Below are 13,715 nucleotides of genomic sequence, written 5' to 3' on the forward strand. Positions count from 1 at the left end.
GCAAATCCGACCGTGAACACCGCCGCGCTTCTACCGTTCCCCAAACGCTTCACGCCTAGAGGATAAACCGGGTCAGATCCCTGTCCTCGATGATATCCTTGAGCCGTTCATCAACATAATCCTTGGTTATGGAAACCTTCTGCCCCTTTATTTCCGTTGCATTGAAAGAAATGTCTTCGAGCAGATGTTCCATGATCGTATGAAGCCGTCTGGCTCCTATATTTTCCGTCTTCGAATTGACATCCGTGGCAATTTCCGATATCCGCACGATCGCCTCATCGGTAAAATCGATTTCGACATCCTCTGTCTTGAGTAACGCCGTGTATTGCTTGATAAGGGCATTCTCGGGCTGCGTGAGAATTTTCACGAAATCCTCCGTATCCAGGGAATTGAGCTCGACCCGAAGGGGGAACCGTCCCTGAAGCTCCGGAATAAGGTCCGAGGGTTTGGACATATGAAATGCGCCGGCGGCAATGAAGAGGATATGGGAAGTGTCGATGATTCCGTACCGCGTATGAACCTTCGAGCCCTCGACTATCGGCAGAATATCACGCTGGACACCCTCCCGGGAAACATCAGGCCCGTGCCTGTTCCCCGTCGAAGCGATCTTGTCGAGTTCGTCAAGAAAGATAATCCCCATTTCTTCGACGCGCTGTTTGGCGATTTCGGCGACTTTTTCCATATCGACGAGTTTATCCATTTCCTGGTCTTCGAGGATTTCCCTCGCGTGTTTCACGGATACCCTCTTCTTTTTTTTCTTTCCGCCCAGAATATTCTGGGTAATATTCTCGATATTGAACCCTATTTCTTCCATATTGGTCCCGGAAAAAATCTGCATGGACGGAATGGACTTGTTGGCGATATCTATTTCCACTTCCTTTTCATCCAGTTCTCCTTTATGAAGTCTTTCCCGTAATTTCTCCCGCGTATGCGTCGCGACCTCCCCGGATTCTTCCTGCTGCTGGGCGGCCGTTTCCGGTCCGGGACGCCGTATGAACTTTTTCGCGGGAAGCAGGAGATCGAGCACGAGTTCTTCCGACCGCGCCGCGGCCTTTGCCCTCACCTCTTCCTGCATCTCCGATTTGACCATAGATATCGCGACGGAAACAAGGTCACGGACCATCGATTCAACGTCCCTTCCCACATAACCGACTTCGGTATACTTTGTCGCCTCCACCTTGATAAAGGGTGCGCCGCTCAATCGCGAAAGTCGTCTTGCGATTTCCGTTTTCCCGACTCCCGTCGGGCCGATCATGATGATATTCTTCGGCGCGACTTCATCCTTGAGTTCATCCGGCAGTTTTTTTCTCCTCATCCTGTTTCGGAGAGCGATGGCGACCGCCTTTTTGGCCTTCTCCTGTCCGATAATATATTTATCGAGTTCCGCGACGATTTCCCGCGGCGTTAATGTATCCAGATTTATTTTCATCATTCCAACTCCTCTATATGTATTTGAATATTTGAATAAATACAGACAGATGCCGCTATCGCCAATGATTTTTCGACTATTTCGTGCGCGGACAGTTGTGTCGATGATAGCAACGCCATCGCGGCGGAATAAGCGTAAGCCCCGCCGGAACCGATCGCGATGGCGCCCTTTTCCGGTTCCACGACATCACCCGTTCCGGAAATGAGAAGGGTTTTTTTTATGTCCGCGACCAGAAGCAGTGCCTCGAGCCTTCTCAGCGCCCTGTCGGTCCGCCAGTCTTTCGCAAGTTCGACGGCGGCGCGTGTAAGATCACCCCCATACTCTTTTACCTTTGCCTCGAACCGTTCGAAAAGGGTAAACGCGTCCGCCGTCGCCCCCGCGAACCCGACGATGATCTTGTTTTCATATATTTTTCTCACCTTGAGGGCATTCGCCTTCATAATGGTATTTCCGAGGGTTACCTGGCCGTCGCCCCCCATGGCCACTTTTCCGTTTCGACGGACGGCGATGACGGTCGTGCTTTTAAACTTTCTCATTATCGTTCTCCTTTATTTTCGCATGCGGATGGGATTGCCGGTACACCTTTTTCAACCGGTCAAGACTTATGTGGGTGTAAATCTGTGTCGTTGTCGGACTCGCATGGCCGAGCAGTTCCTGCACGACCCTGATATCCGCTCCCCTGTCGAGCAGGTGGGTCGCAAACGAATGCCTGAAGGTATGGGGGGTCACCTTTTTCTGAAGTGAAAGAAGACGGAGACTCTTTTCCAGGATATATCTCACCCCGCGCGCCGTTATCCGGCAACCCCTGCTGTTGATAAAAAAACTGAGGCCGGCGTCTTGCGTACCCGCTTTCACATGAAAACGCCGCTTTGAAAGATAATCCTTGAGGATTTCTCCGGTCTTTTTTCCGATGAAGACGATCCGTTCCTTGTCCCCTTTTCCCACAACGCGGGCGATCCCCTTTTTCAGATCGATATCGGTGACGTCGATACCCACGGCTTCGGCAACCCTGCACCCGGTCGTATAGAGGAACTCGAAAACCGCCTTGTTCCTGAGTTCGAGAAACTCCGAGGCCGGTTGTGATAATATCCGCTCCACTTCATCCTCGAAAAGGAAAGAAGGAAGTGAAGCGGTCTCTTTCATCGAGCGCACCCCGCCAAAAGGATTGACGCTGACGATTCCACGCTTTCTGAGAAACCTGTAATACCCCCTGAGGCCTGAAATCAGCCTGTTGATGCTCCGGGCCGACAATCCGCGAGTTGAAACCGAATTGATAAAACGTCTGATATGAGACGGGCCCGCTTCCCGTTCGTCGATTCCCTCTTCCCGGCAAAAAGCCATGAACCGCAGGATGTCCTTCCGGTAAGAGGCGACCGAATGATCGGAGAGGTGACGGACATGTTTCAGATACTGGAGGTATTGTTCATGCACTTTTTCCGGTTTCCTCCTGTCCGTAAATATAAGAGCATTCGGGATTCGCACAGGCCCGGTATTCTCCCCGTTTTTTATCAGAACGTTCGACCAGAAAATATCCGCACCGCGGGCATTTATGTTCCGTCGGGGGGAAATAGGTGACAAAATCACAATCCGGAAACCTGGTGCATCCGTAAAACACCTTTCCCCGGCCCTTCTGTTTCCGCTTGGCGATGATCTTCCCGTCACACCCTTCCCTCGGACAATCCGCGAGCGGGATGGCCTTCGAATTTCTGCATTCGGGGAATCCGCTGCACGCGAGAAAAAATCCGTACCTGCCCAGTTTCTTGACCATGGGCTTTCCGCATTTCTCACAGGTAAAGGATGTCTCCTCATCCAGTACTCCCTTGATCGATTCGAGATGTTCCATGACATATCTCACCTGTGAATGAAAGGGTGAAAAAAAATCCTCGATCATGGTCACCCAGTACGCTCCCTGTTCTTCGACTTCATCGAGTTTCTTTTCTATCTGTGCGGTAAAATTGACATCGATGATATCAGGGAATGTATCCTTGAGAAGGTTATTGATGATTTTCCCCAAGACCGTGGCCTTGAGTTTTTTGTTCTTCCGTACGACATAATACCTGTCGATGAGAACGGATATAATCGGGGCGTACGTCGAAGGCCTGCCGATGCCCTTTTCCTCGAGTGCCTTGATGATGGTCGCGTCGGTATAATGAGCCGGTCCCTGGGTAAAATGCTGGTCCGGAATCAGTCCGATACAGGTCACCTCGTCTCCGACCGAAAGGTGAGGCAGATGCTGGGTCTTCTCTTTCGGTAAAAGCAATGAAAGAACGGCGTAGAACCCTCTCTCGATTACCGTCGTCGCGTTTGCCCTGAAAAGCCCTTCCCCTGAGCGTAGATCAACAGTCGTCGATGTGCTTCGCGCCGGTTTCATCTGTGAAGCGACGAACCGCTCCCAGATGATGGAATAAAGCTTGAACTGTTCTGGACTGAGATATTGTTTGACCGATTCCGGCGTTTTCGAGGTATAGGTCGGCCTGATCGCTTCATGGGCGTCCTGCGCCTTTGTACCGGCCGTATAGATGACGGGATTATCGGGAAGTGTTTCCGGATAGTTTTCCTTTATAAACGACCTGACTTCTTCCAGGGCGACATTGGCGATACGGGTCGAATCGGTCCTGATGTAGGTAATGAGTCCGACGCGATCATTACCCATGGTAATACCTTCATAGAGAGTTTGAGCAACCGCCATGGTCTTCCTCGAGGTAAATCCCAATCGGGTAGCGGCAACCTGCTGTAATTTCGATGTCGTAAACGGCGGAGAAGGCTTCGACTGTTTTTCCTTTTGCTTAATGTCTGCGACCGTAAACGGCCTGTTCCTGAAACCGGCGATAAGTGCTTCCGCTTCCCGATTATTTGAAATGCTGGATTTTTTACCGTTTACCTGTATGAGCTGTGCGGAAAATTTCCTGGCGCCTTTTTTGAGTTCGGCATCGATGGTCCAGTATTCTTCGGGAACAAAGGATTCCACTTCATCGTCCCGTTCACAGACGAGTCTGAGCGCGACCGATTGCACTCTTCCAGCAGAAAGGCCGTTTTTCACTTTTTTCCAGAGAATCGGCGAGAGGCTGTACCCGACGAGCCTGTCCAGAATTCTCCTCGCCTTCTGGGCATTGACCTTGTTGATGTCGAAATCGAGGGGATGATCCACCGCTTCACGGATCACGTGCGGTGTGATCTCGTTAAAGACGATTCGTTTGACCGGTTTTTCCGGAAACTTCTCCATGATGGCGTTGCGTATATGGAAAGCGATCGCTTCCCCTTCACGGTCGTTATCCGATGCGAGAAGGATCGAATTCGCCTTTTTCGCTTCCTTGAGTATATACTTGAGTATCTTCGCCTTTCCCCGTATCGTAATATATTCGGGTGTAAAGCCGTTTTCAATATCGATCGCGAGTCTGGATTTGGGTAGATCGAAAAGGTGGCCGATAGAGGCGGTAACGATAAATCCGGTGCCCAGATATTTCTCGATGGTTTTTGCCTTTGCCGGCGACTCCACAATCAACAGACTCTGTTTTACTGCTTTTCCCATTCGCTATCTCCTGATGTATTGTCCATTATAAATTTTGAGTTCCCCCTTGATTTCCCTTTCCAGCATTCCCGCCAACCGTCTGCCCGGTTTTTCATCGTCGAGGGGAAACCGGGGGTCGCTTTCCGGCATACGGTATTTTTCCTCCATGCCCCATTCACGAAGCAGTATCCGCGCGGATGCGCAAAGCGGGGCGCCTTCGTCATAAAGGCTTTTCGTTCCCTCGGACTGTGCACCGGCAAGCCCTGAGGGGTGAACATACAGTTCTCTCCCCTGCTCGAGGGCATAATCGGCGGTAATGAGCGCTCCCGAACGCCGCGGCGCCTGTATGATGACAACAGCCCGCGACAGCCCGCTGATAATGCGGTTGCGCGCCGGAAAATTATAAGGCAGCGGGGGAACGCCGGGCGGGTATTCGGAGAAAATCACCCCGCCATTCCCGAGAATTCTCGAAGCGGTCTTTCTGCTTGTACAGGGGTAGACCGTGTCGATTCCGTTTCCCAAAACCGCGATCGATTGACCGCTCCCTTCACAACTTCCTTCATGCGCCTCCCTGTCGATGCCGCGCGCGAGTCCCGAAACGACACCGATTCCGGCGAGTGAAGCCTCCATTCCGAGCCTGTACGCCGCGTTCCTGCTTTCTCCGCTGGGCTGCCTCGTTCCCACGATTGCCAGAAACGGGGTATGCCACTCGGGAATCCTGCCCCGGTAAAAAAGAATGAGGGGCGGATCGTATATTTCCCTGAGTTGGGGCGGATAACCGGGCTGAAAATAGCCGACGAATGCCGTCCGGGAAGATTCGATAGCCTTCCATCCCCGTTCCGCACCGGACAACACCCCGTCGGGATTCCACTTTGCCGCGTTGATCCGCCGTCCCAAAAGCCCCGACAGTTCGGAGGCGGAAAGAGAAAAGATGTCTTTTATACACGGAAACAACTCTAAAAGCAACAGCTTTTCCCGCGTTTTAAGAGAGGCGGCGTTTTGTAAGGCGAATAAATAGATGTCACTATTCAAGACCATACACCTCATCCTTGATTCTCTCTTTTAATGCGCGGGCACGCTGCGTCATCTCCTCCGACGGGTTTTCTTCAATAATGATCTCGTACGTGTCCATCGCCTCATCATACCTGCCGATCTGATAGTAAGCCCGCGCGAGAACAAACAGGGCATCCATATTCCTTGATTCCTTCTCGACAATCCGTTCGAGAAAACCGATTGCCTCCGACGGCGCATCCAGTTCAAAGACAAGGAGAACGGCAAGACCATAGAGGGCATCGACATAGCCGGAATCGAGTTCGATCGCCCTCCGGTAATAAGCCTGAGCGGTTTCAAACCACCGTGCACGTTCATCCGAAAAACGCGGCTCGATTTTCGATTTCGCGATCCACCCTGCGCATACGCCTCCATTATAATAGAGTACCCGGTTATCCGGAAATAATTCAAGCGCCTCGTTGATCTTTTCAAACGCCTTTCCGTACATTGTACCGTCTATGTAACGGATAACCTCCATTTTCCGATAGATGTCTTCTTCCCTTGGCGAATCGAACCGTGTCGACCGGCCTGTCGATAGGCGTTCGATTTCCCTGTTTATATCCCCTATCTCCATATACTTCTCTGCGATTCGTTTGAGAAGCCTTCCGAACTCCTCCGTCCGGGTTACTTCCTCTCCCAATTCGTCCCGATATCGTTTGACAATATTCCTCACCTCATCCACGGTCTCAGGGGACACCTCATCATGTTTATAGACCGTTTGTTCCATGCTTATCAGTGCCTCGATAAACTCCTCTTCGTTCTTGCGGTCACACCCTGCGGCCGCAATACAGAAGGAGAAAGCACCTATACATAACAAAAATTTTTTACCCTTCATAATTCTCTACCATATTAGTATTACCATTTCTGAAAAAAAAGACAAGGCATACCCATCCACCTGCGGTTTCCCCGTCCTTTTTTCCCCCACTCTATATAACGCAGCAAAAATACTCCCCGCATTGGTTTTTTTCATAAATCACACGAAAGTGTGATCAATTTCACAAAAATGTGAGACATCACCTCACCCGGCACGTTATCCCCGCGGGTGATACTTCGCGTGGTATTCCTTCAATTCCTCCTCCTCCACGTGCGTATAAATTTGAGTCGTACTGATATCGGCATGACCCAGAAGCTCCTGTACCGACCGAAGATCGGCGCCCCCACCGAGCAGGTGGGTGGCAAAAGAATGCCTTAACGTATGGACCTTCCCTTCAAGGCTGACTTTCTTCAATATTTCCTTGAAGCGTTTCCAGACTCCTTTTCGTGAAATGCGATTGCCGCGATAATTGAGAAAAAGGTAATCGGTCGATCTGCCTTTTTTGATAAACGCCGTTCTCGCTTCCCCGATATATTTATCAAGCCATACCTCAGCATGTTCTCCCACAGGAACGAGCCGCTCCCTGTTGCCTTTTCCGCACACGCGTAAAAGCGCCTGACGGGGATATATATTGACCAGTTTCAATTCGATTGCCTCGGTAACCCGGAGACCACACGAGTAAATGAGTTCAAAAAGCGCCCTGTCCCTGATCCCCGAAGGAGTGGATGTATCGATTCCTCCGAAAAAAACCTCGATATCCTGCCTGGAAAAAACCTTCGGTATCCTGAAATTCGGTTTCGGCATATCCACCGTATCGAGCGGATTGTTTGAAAGTATTCCTTCGAGTATCAGAAAAACGAAAAACGAACGGAGGCTGCTGATTGTCTTTGCCAGCGTTCGCCCGCATACCCCGTCGATCTGCCGCTTTACCAGAAAACCGATCAACATATTGCCGTCGACCTCGGATATCTCCTTTTTCTCCTCAGAAAGCCAGTAAAGCAGCAGCCGGCATTCGGGAAGGTATGTCGCAATCGTCGCCCGTTGCAGCCGGAGTTCTACCCGCAGGTATGCTTCATATGAACGGAGCAATGCATTATCATCCATAATGCACTCCCCTTCCGCCCGTATGGCGGCAATTGCCTGTTTCGCGGCACGATACGTGCACGAGATACGCTGCAGATACGTGAAAAAAAATCAATCCGGCCTTTCTTTCGTCATGTAAAGCGGTCACCTTTGGTCTTATTCCCCCTGGCCGCCCATAATTTTTTTATCCCTGAGAATGGTCGGGATAAAAAGGTCCGGCTCTTTTGCGTTACGTTCCAGAAGATATTCTCCCTGACCCTTTTTGTGTACACCCTTTCCGATCTTCACCCACTCGTCATAGGAAATGATGTCCGCGGACTGCGCGGGTGTCTCATGGGTGTCGTTCGGCTTCCTGGTTACCGCCTGTGAAAAACCGGCCGCGATTACCGTCACCTTTACATCGGTCTCAAGCGATTCTTCAAAGGCCGTTCCCGCAATGATGAGTGCGTCATCATCGGCGTTTGCCGTGATGATTCTCATTATTTCTTCGTATTCGGCAAGGGCGAGGTCGGGACCGCCGGTGACATTCACCAGGATGGATTTTGCCCCTTCGATTTTGGCGTCTTCCAGGAGGGGATTGTTGATCGCGTTTGTCGCGGCATCCACGGCCCGATTATCTCCGCTGCCGTTGCCGATTCCCATGAAGGCGTCCCCCTTGCCTTTCATAATCGTACATACATCGGCAAAATCGATATTTATCTCGCCGGGACTCGTAATCAAATCGGAAATACCCTGGACGCCCTGCCTGAGCACATCGTCCGCTATACGGAACGCTTCCTTGATGGGTGTTTTTCGATCGACGATTTTCAGGAGGTACTGGTTCGGAATCACGATAAGGGTATCGACATGTTCCCTGAGTTTTTCGATCCCTTCTTCCGCAAGCATCATTTTCTTTTTCCCTTCGAAGGCAAAGGGTTTTGTCACCACGGCAACGGTAAGCACATCCAGTTCACTCGCAATCCGCGCGATCACCGGCACTGCCCCGGTACCGGTTCCGCCCCCCATCCCCGCGGTGATGAAAATCATGTCGGAGCCGCGAATGATCGCCTGGAGTTCATCGTAATCCTCCATGGCGGCCTTTTCTCCGACATCCGGAACGCCGCCCGCGCCCAGTCCGCCCGTTACCTTTGTTCCGATAGGCAGTTTTACCTCCGCTTTCGAGATATGAAGCGCCTGAAGATCGGTATTGATCGCAATAAACCTCACACTTTTGAGGCCGGCTGAAATCATTCGATTGACCGCATTATTACCGCCGCCCCCGACACCAATCACCTTGATGAGTGTCAGATTCGTATCCGTGTCTTCAATAAACTCAATGTTCATACTCCCCTCCCAGTTATGAGTATTTTATGTATATCAGGAAGCGATGATCCGCCGAAAGGCGAAGCATCGCCTCGTTATCCTGCACCCTCTCAGGTTTACCTTTTCACCTGCCGCGGACAATAGGGACCCGGGCCGTCCTCCCGGGCCCGAAAACGAACGACGGTGTACGCTTTCCGTTTTGTCCGATCCATAGCTAAATAAACTCCTTGAACCAGTCTTTCATCCTGTCGATCGCATCCTTTATCACATTCGATTTTTCCCTGTTTCTCCGGCTTGCGCCCGTTTCATTCTGAGCGGCGCCGTAGAGGACCAGTCCCACGCCGGTTGAGAACTTCGGATTACCATATTCCTCGACAAGACCGCCGAGTTTGACCGGATAACCGATCCTGGCCGGAAGACCGAAAATCTCCATGGCCAGTTCCACCGTACCGGGAAGAAGCGAACCTCCGCCGGTCAATACGACCCCCCCTCCCAGTAATTTCAGATATCCCTTCTGCTCTATGCGTTCCTTCACCATCGAAAGAATCTCACTCATCCTGGGCTGAATGATTTCCACCAGTTCCTTTTTAAGCATCCTCCTGGGAGGCCTGCCGCCGACACCGGGAACGAAAACCTCTTCGTCTCCCTGGATATAGTCCATGTAACAGCATCCGGATTTTATCTTCACCGACTCGGCGGAATCGAACGGCGTCTTCAGCATGATCGAAAGATCGTTTGTTACCTGTTCGCCGCCGAGCGGGATGACATCGGTATAATACGGCGAGCCCTCGATATAGAGAAGGATATCCGTCGTTCCGCCGCCGAGATCGACCAACACCGTCCCGAGTTCCTTTTCATCGTTCGAAAGGACGGCCTTTGCCGATGCCAAGGGTTCGAGAATGATATCCCGCGCCCTGAACCCCGCCCGGTTGACGGATTTGACTATGTTCTGGGCCGATGTGACCGCGGCGGTGATAATATGTACCTCCGCCTCGAGCCTCACCCCGATCATCCCGAGCGGATTCTTTATCCCCCCCTGCTCGTCAACGATAAACTCCTGCGGTATCATATGAATGACTTCCCTGTCCATGGGGATGGGAATCGCCTTTGCCGCATCGACGACCCTGTCGATATCCTCTTTGGTTATTTCCCTCCCCTTTCCGGTGACGGCAACCACTCCCTTCGAATTGATCCCCTCGATATTCCCTCCGGCAAGTCCGGTAAACACACTCTCGACTTCCCGGCCGGACATCATCTCCGCCGCCTCGACGGCGCTGATGATGGATTTGACAGTCGTATCTATGTTAATGACAACCCCGCGCCTCAATCCGCGGGACGGTGCGGTACCCACGCCGGTTATCTCGAGCATACCGTTTTCGTTATATTCGCCGATCACCGCGCATATTTTCGTCGTACCGATATCCAGACCGACAATACATTCGTCCTGATTCAATTCACTATCCCTCCTTGTCCCTGGTATACAATTTCCTTTGTTCTGAAATCGATTTCCCGTACATCGCGGCCTATTCCCCTGGTTTTAAAAACGTCCAGCACCATCAAGGCATAGGAAAGAAGATATTCGTCGATGTTACTCCCGAACCTGACTCTTGTCGTATACGGAATCATGTAACAAACCAGCTCATAATCACCACCTGCATTTCGTTCGACCTTGATCTCCGAAACGATATTAAAAATATCGGGAGATGTTTCCTTCAGTTCCGCAAGCTGCGCAAGGATAGGCGCGAATGTTTCGGGAAGCTTTCCCGGAAGGTTCATCGGGGAGGAAGATCCTGAAAACTCAAGGCCCGATAACACCGGCAAATTCCACTGCGGCAGGGTCTCTCCCGCCGTGTAGACGATTCCCTCATCGTCGATGAAAACGGGTAATGTTTTATCTTCTCCCTCGACGAGTGTTACCGCAAGCGGATCCCGCTTTTTTACGACAATTGTAACGGTATCCGGGAACACCTTTTCAACAACCGCTTCCCGTACCTGGGGTATTTCCAGGAGTCTGCTTCTGACCTCATCGATATCCAGGGAAAAATAATACTCCTTTTTTCCTATTCCTGCAATATCCTTGATCCTTTCCTCCGGTAGATCCAGATCACTCCGAACCAGAATATGCTGCAGGACCATCCGCGGTGCGATAAAAAACTGAAAGACAATCTCGAGAACAGCTACGGTAAAAAGGACGATAATGAGGCTCCATAATATCCTGTTGATCAAACGTTCCCTCCGCTCGTCTGCGCTCTCTGTTTTATTGAACTCATAGACCGCCCTCATATCAGAGTACCTCCGGACCTTCCCTCGGCAAATCCCTCGATATATTGACGAGAAATCCGCACATGAGCAGCGCCATGAAAATCGACGATCCGCCGAGTGAAAAAAACGGCAGCGGAATACCGGTTGCCGGAATGAGACCGACGACAACCGCCATATTGAGGATTGCCTGAAAAAATATCACACTGGTGACCCCGAAGGCGAGGTAATACCTGAAAGGATCCCTGCATTTTTTCGCCATATGGTATCCCCGGTAGGCGAACAGGACAAAAAGGGCGATCACGAACAGGACCCCGATAAAACCCATCTCTTCGCCGATCACGGCAAAGATAAAATCCGAATGGGCCTCGGGAAGGGCGCCGAGTTTTTTGACACCTTTTCCCAGGCCGCGGCCGAACAAACCTCCACGGGCAAGGGCGGTATGCGCCTGAATGATCTGCCAGCCGGTCCCCGAAGGATCGACCTGCGGATTGAGAAACACCATCAGTTTCTTTACCCAATACACCTTGGTAAAAAGAAGAATGCCGCCGACCGGAACGGCGATGATTCCGAACAGGATGAAATAGACGGCCCTTATATTTGCCACAAAAAAGATCGAGAGGGCGATGAAAAAAATAAAGAACGATGTCGAAAAATCGTTCTGAAAATAAATGATGGTAACGAATACGAGAACAACGATAAGCGGTGGAAGTATCGAGTTGACCGGATCGTTGATCCGGTCCTTTTTCCTGCTTAGAATATAGGACAGATAGATGACGAGTGCGACCTTGACGAACTCCGAAGGTTGAAAGGATTGGCCGAAGAGGAATATCCATCGTCTGGCGCCGCTTATCGGCTGGCCGATACCCGGAATAAAGGTGAGAAACGAAAGAACCAGGGCGACAAAAAGGACAACGGGGACGGTCTTTTTAAAAAACTCGAGGGGTGTATGGGAAATCAAAAACGCGCCGATGCACCCGATAAAAATCCACGAGAGCTGCTTGAAGAGAAAATATCCCGAATCCTTTCCGAGTTTCTCCGCATGATGGTAGGAGGCGGAAAAAAGCACGGATACACCGATGCCGACAAGCAGCGCGAGAATGAGTATCATCAAGAAATCGGCGTTCCGGCTTTTCAGTTTTTCCACGTTTCCCCTTTCCGGTAAAACATTTCCTTCTATTGTATTTTCAATGTCGAGAGACTGAGCATCGCGAAGAGACCGCCCAGTATCCACAGCCTTATTACCACTTTGCTCTCTTTCCAGCCTTTGAGTTCAAAATGATGATGCAATGGCGCCATTTTAAAAATACGTTTCTTTGTCAGTTTGTAATAGGTCACCTGTATGATAACGCTGAATATTTCCATGACAAATACACCCCCGGTGATGATAAGCAGGATCTCCTTTTTGATGATAAGGGCGATCACACCGATTACTCCCCCGAGGGAAAGGCTTCCCGTATCGCCCATCATGATCTCCGCCGGATGTGTGTTGAACCAGAGGAATCCGATCGAAGCCCCGACCACGGCGCTGCAAACGATCGTGAGTTCACCGCTTTCGGCGATATAGGGAATGTTCAGGTATTCCGCCATATCCACCCTTCCCGTGAGATAGGAGAGAATGGCAAAGGTAAGGCCGACAAAAAAAACCAGCCCCGAAGCGAGTCCGTCGAGTCCGTCCGTGAAATTGACCGCGTTCGAATACATCATGAGAAGAATTACCGAAAGGGGGATATAGAAAACCGAAAGATCCAGTATCGGATTTTTATAAAAAGGCACATATAGAAACGTCGTATGATCGTTTCTCCCGATATAGAGGATCATGACGATCAGAAACGACAAAACAAACTGGCCGATAAGCTTGAACCGCGCCTTGAGTCCCTTCGAATCCCTTTTCACTATTTTTATATAATCGTCGACAAACCCGATCATTCCGAATCCGACCACCGCGAGAACCAAAAGCCATGTATAAATCGAATCGAGATCCTGCCAGAGAAGAACTGAAATCACGATCGAAAGGATAATGAGGATCCCCCCCATCGTGGGGACACCGGATTTGGAAAGGTGGGTCTGCGGGCCGTCTTCCCTCACTTCCTGGCCGACTTTGAGTTTTTTCAATTGCCTGATAAGCCACGGACCAAGTAAAAAGGAAATAAGCAGGGCCGTAATCGCCGCGTATGCCGCCCTGAAGGTGATGTATTTGAAAATATTGAAGCCTTTGAATACATCGACAAGCGGATACAGGAATTTGTAAAACACACCTTCCCCCTCTT

General features: G+C 50.8%; 12 protein-coding genes. All 12 read right to left on the reverse strand.

What is annotated here, in order from left to right; all coding sequences use genetic code 11:
* Positions 1 to 55 precede the first annotated feature (55 nt).
* Positions 56 to 1,423 (reverse strand): ATP-dependent protease ATPase subunit HslU, encoded by a 1,368-nt coding sequence (gene hslU / locus JW881_12625; GenBank protein MBN1698351.1) that lies wholly within the window; start codon positions 1,421 to 1,423, stop codon positions 56 to 58.
* Between the two features lie 5 nt (positions 1,424 to 1,428).
* Complete coding sequence (hslV, locus tag JW881_12630) at positions 1,429 to 1,965, reverse strand: ATP-dependent protease subunit HslV (GenBank protein MBN1698352.1); 537 nt, start codon at positions 1,963 to 1,965, stop codon at positions 1,429 to 1,431.
* Positions 1,952 to 2,860 (reverse strand): tyrosine recombinase XerC, encoded by a 909-nt coding sequence (locus JW881_12635; protein MBN1698353.1) that lies wholly within the window; start codon positions 2,858 to 2,860, stop codon positions 1,952 to 1,954. Before JW881_12635 ends, hslV begins: the two co-directional genes overlap by 14 nt.
* A complete protein-coding gene (gene topA / locus JW881_12640; protein ID MBN1698354.1) occupies positions 2,853 to 4,958 on the reverse strand; it encodes a type I DNA topoisomerase in 2,106 nt (701 codons plus the stop codon). The genes JW881_12635 and topA overlap by 8 nt, the downstream gene beginning before the upstream one ends.
* A 3-nt stretch (positions 4,959 to 4,961) precedes the next feature.
* Entirely contained in the window at positions 4,962 to 5,975 is a 1,014-nt protein-coding gene (dprA, locus tag JW881_12645) for a DNA-processing protein DprA (GenBank protein MBN1698355.1), read from the reverse strand.
* Positions 5,962 to 6,822 (reverse strand): tetratricopeptide repeat protein, encoded by an 861-nt coding sequence (locus tag JW881_12650; protein ID MBN1698356.1) that lies wholly within the window; start codon positions 6,820 to 6,822, stop codon positions 5,962 to 5,964. Before JW881_12650 ends, dprA begins: the two co-directional genes overlap by 14 nt.
* Positions 6,823 to 7,017: 195 nt before the next feature.
* The gene (locus tag JW881_12655) at positions 7,018 to 7,905 is read right to left on the reverse strand and encodes a tyrosine recombinase (GenBank protein ID MBN1698357.1); all 888 of its coding nucleotides are present in this window, start codon (positions 7,903 to 7,905) and stop codon (positions 7,018 to 7,020) included.
* 135 nt (positions 7,906 to 8,040) lie between these two features.
* Complete coding sequence (gene ftsZ / locus JW881_12660) at positions 8,041 to 9,207, reverse strand: cell division protein FtsZ (GenBank protein MBN1698358.1); 1,167 nt, start codon at positions 9,205 to 9,207, stop codon at positions 8,041 to 8,043.
* Between the two features lie 193 nt (positions 9,208 to 9,400).
* The gene (gene ftsA, locus JW881_12665) at positions 9,401 to 10,639 is read right to left on the reverse strand and encodes a cell division protein FtsA (protein ID MBN1698359.1); all 1,239 of its coding nucleotides are present in this window, start codon (positions 10,637 to 10,639) and stop codon (positions 9,401 to 9,403) included.
* A complete protein-coding gene (locus JW881_12670) occupies positions 10,636 to 11,469 on the reverse strand; it encodes an FtsQ-type POTRA domain-containing protein (GenBank protein ID MBN1698360.1) in 834 nt (277 codons plus the stop codon). Before JW881_12670 ends, ftsA begins: the two co-directional genes overlap by 4 nt.
* 1 nt (position 11,470) lies before the next feature.
* Positions 11,471 to 12,556 (reverse strand): putative lipid II flippase FtsW, encoded by a 1,086-nt coding sequence (ftsW, locus tag JW881_12675; GenBank protein MBN1698361.1) that lies wholly within the window; start codon positions 12,554 to 12,556, stop codon positions 11,471 to 11,473.
* Between the two features lie 65 nt (positions 12,557 to 12,621).
* On the reverse strand, positions 12,622 to 13,701 hold the full coding sequence (locus JW881_12680) for a phospho-N-acetylmuramoyl-pentapeptide-transferase (GenBank protein MBN1698362.1): 1,080 nt from the start codon (positions 13,699 to 13,701) through the stop codon (positions 12,622 to 12,624).
* Between the last annotated feature and the right edge of the window lie 14 nt (positions 13,702 to 13,715).

It is taken from the genome of Spirochaetales bacterium, assembly GCA_016930085.1.
In the GTDB taxonomy this organism is placed as follows: domain Bacteria; phylum Spirochaetota; class Spirochaetia; order SZUA-6; family JAFGRV01; genus JAFGHO01.

Bases quoted from the DNA above. Each gene is read 5' to 3' on its own strand.
- hslV (MBN1698352.1), bottom strand. From the start codon at position 1,965: ATGAGAAAGTTTAAAAGCACGACCGTCATCGCCGTCCGTCGAAACGGA.
- topA (MBN1698354.1), bottom strand. From the start codon at position 4,958: ATGGGAAAAGCAGTAAAACAGAGTCTGTTGATTGTGGAGTCGCCGGCA.
- dprA (MBN1698355.1), bottom strand. From the start codon at position 5,975: ATGGTCTTGAATAGTGACATCTATTTATTCGCCTTACAAAACGCCGCC.
- JW881_12650 (MBN1698356.1), bottom strand. From the start codon at position 6,822: ATGAAGGGTAAAAAATTTTTGTTATGTATAGGTGCTTTCTCCTTCTGT.
- JW881_12655 (MBN1698357.1), bottom strand. From the start codon at position 7,905: ATGGATGATAATGCATTGCTCCGTTCATATGAAGCATACCTGCGGGTA.
- ftsZ (MBN1698358.1), bottom strand. From the start codon at position 9,207: ATGAACATTGAGTTTATTGAAGACACGGATACGAATCTGACACTCATC.
- JW881_12670 (MBN1698360.1), bottom strand. From the start codon at position 11,469: ATGAGGGCGGTCTATGAGTTCAATAAAACAGAGAGCGCAGACGAGCGG.
- ftsW (MBN1698361.1), bottom strand. From the start codon at position 12,556: ATGATACTCATTCTCGCGCTGCTTGTCGGCATCGGTGTATCCGTGCTT.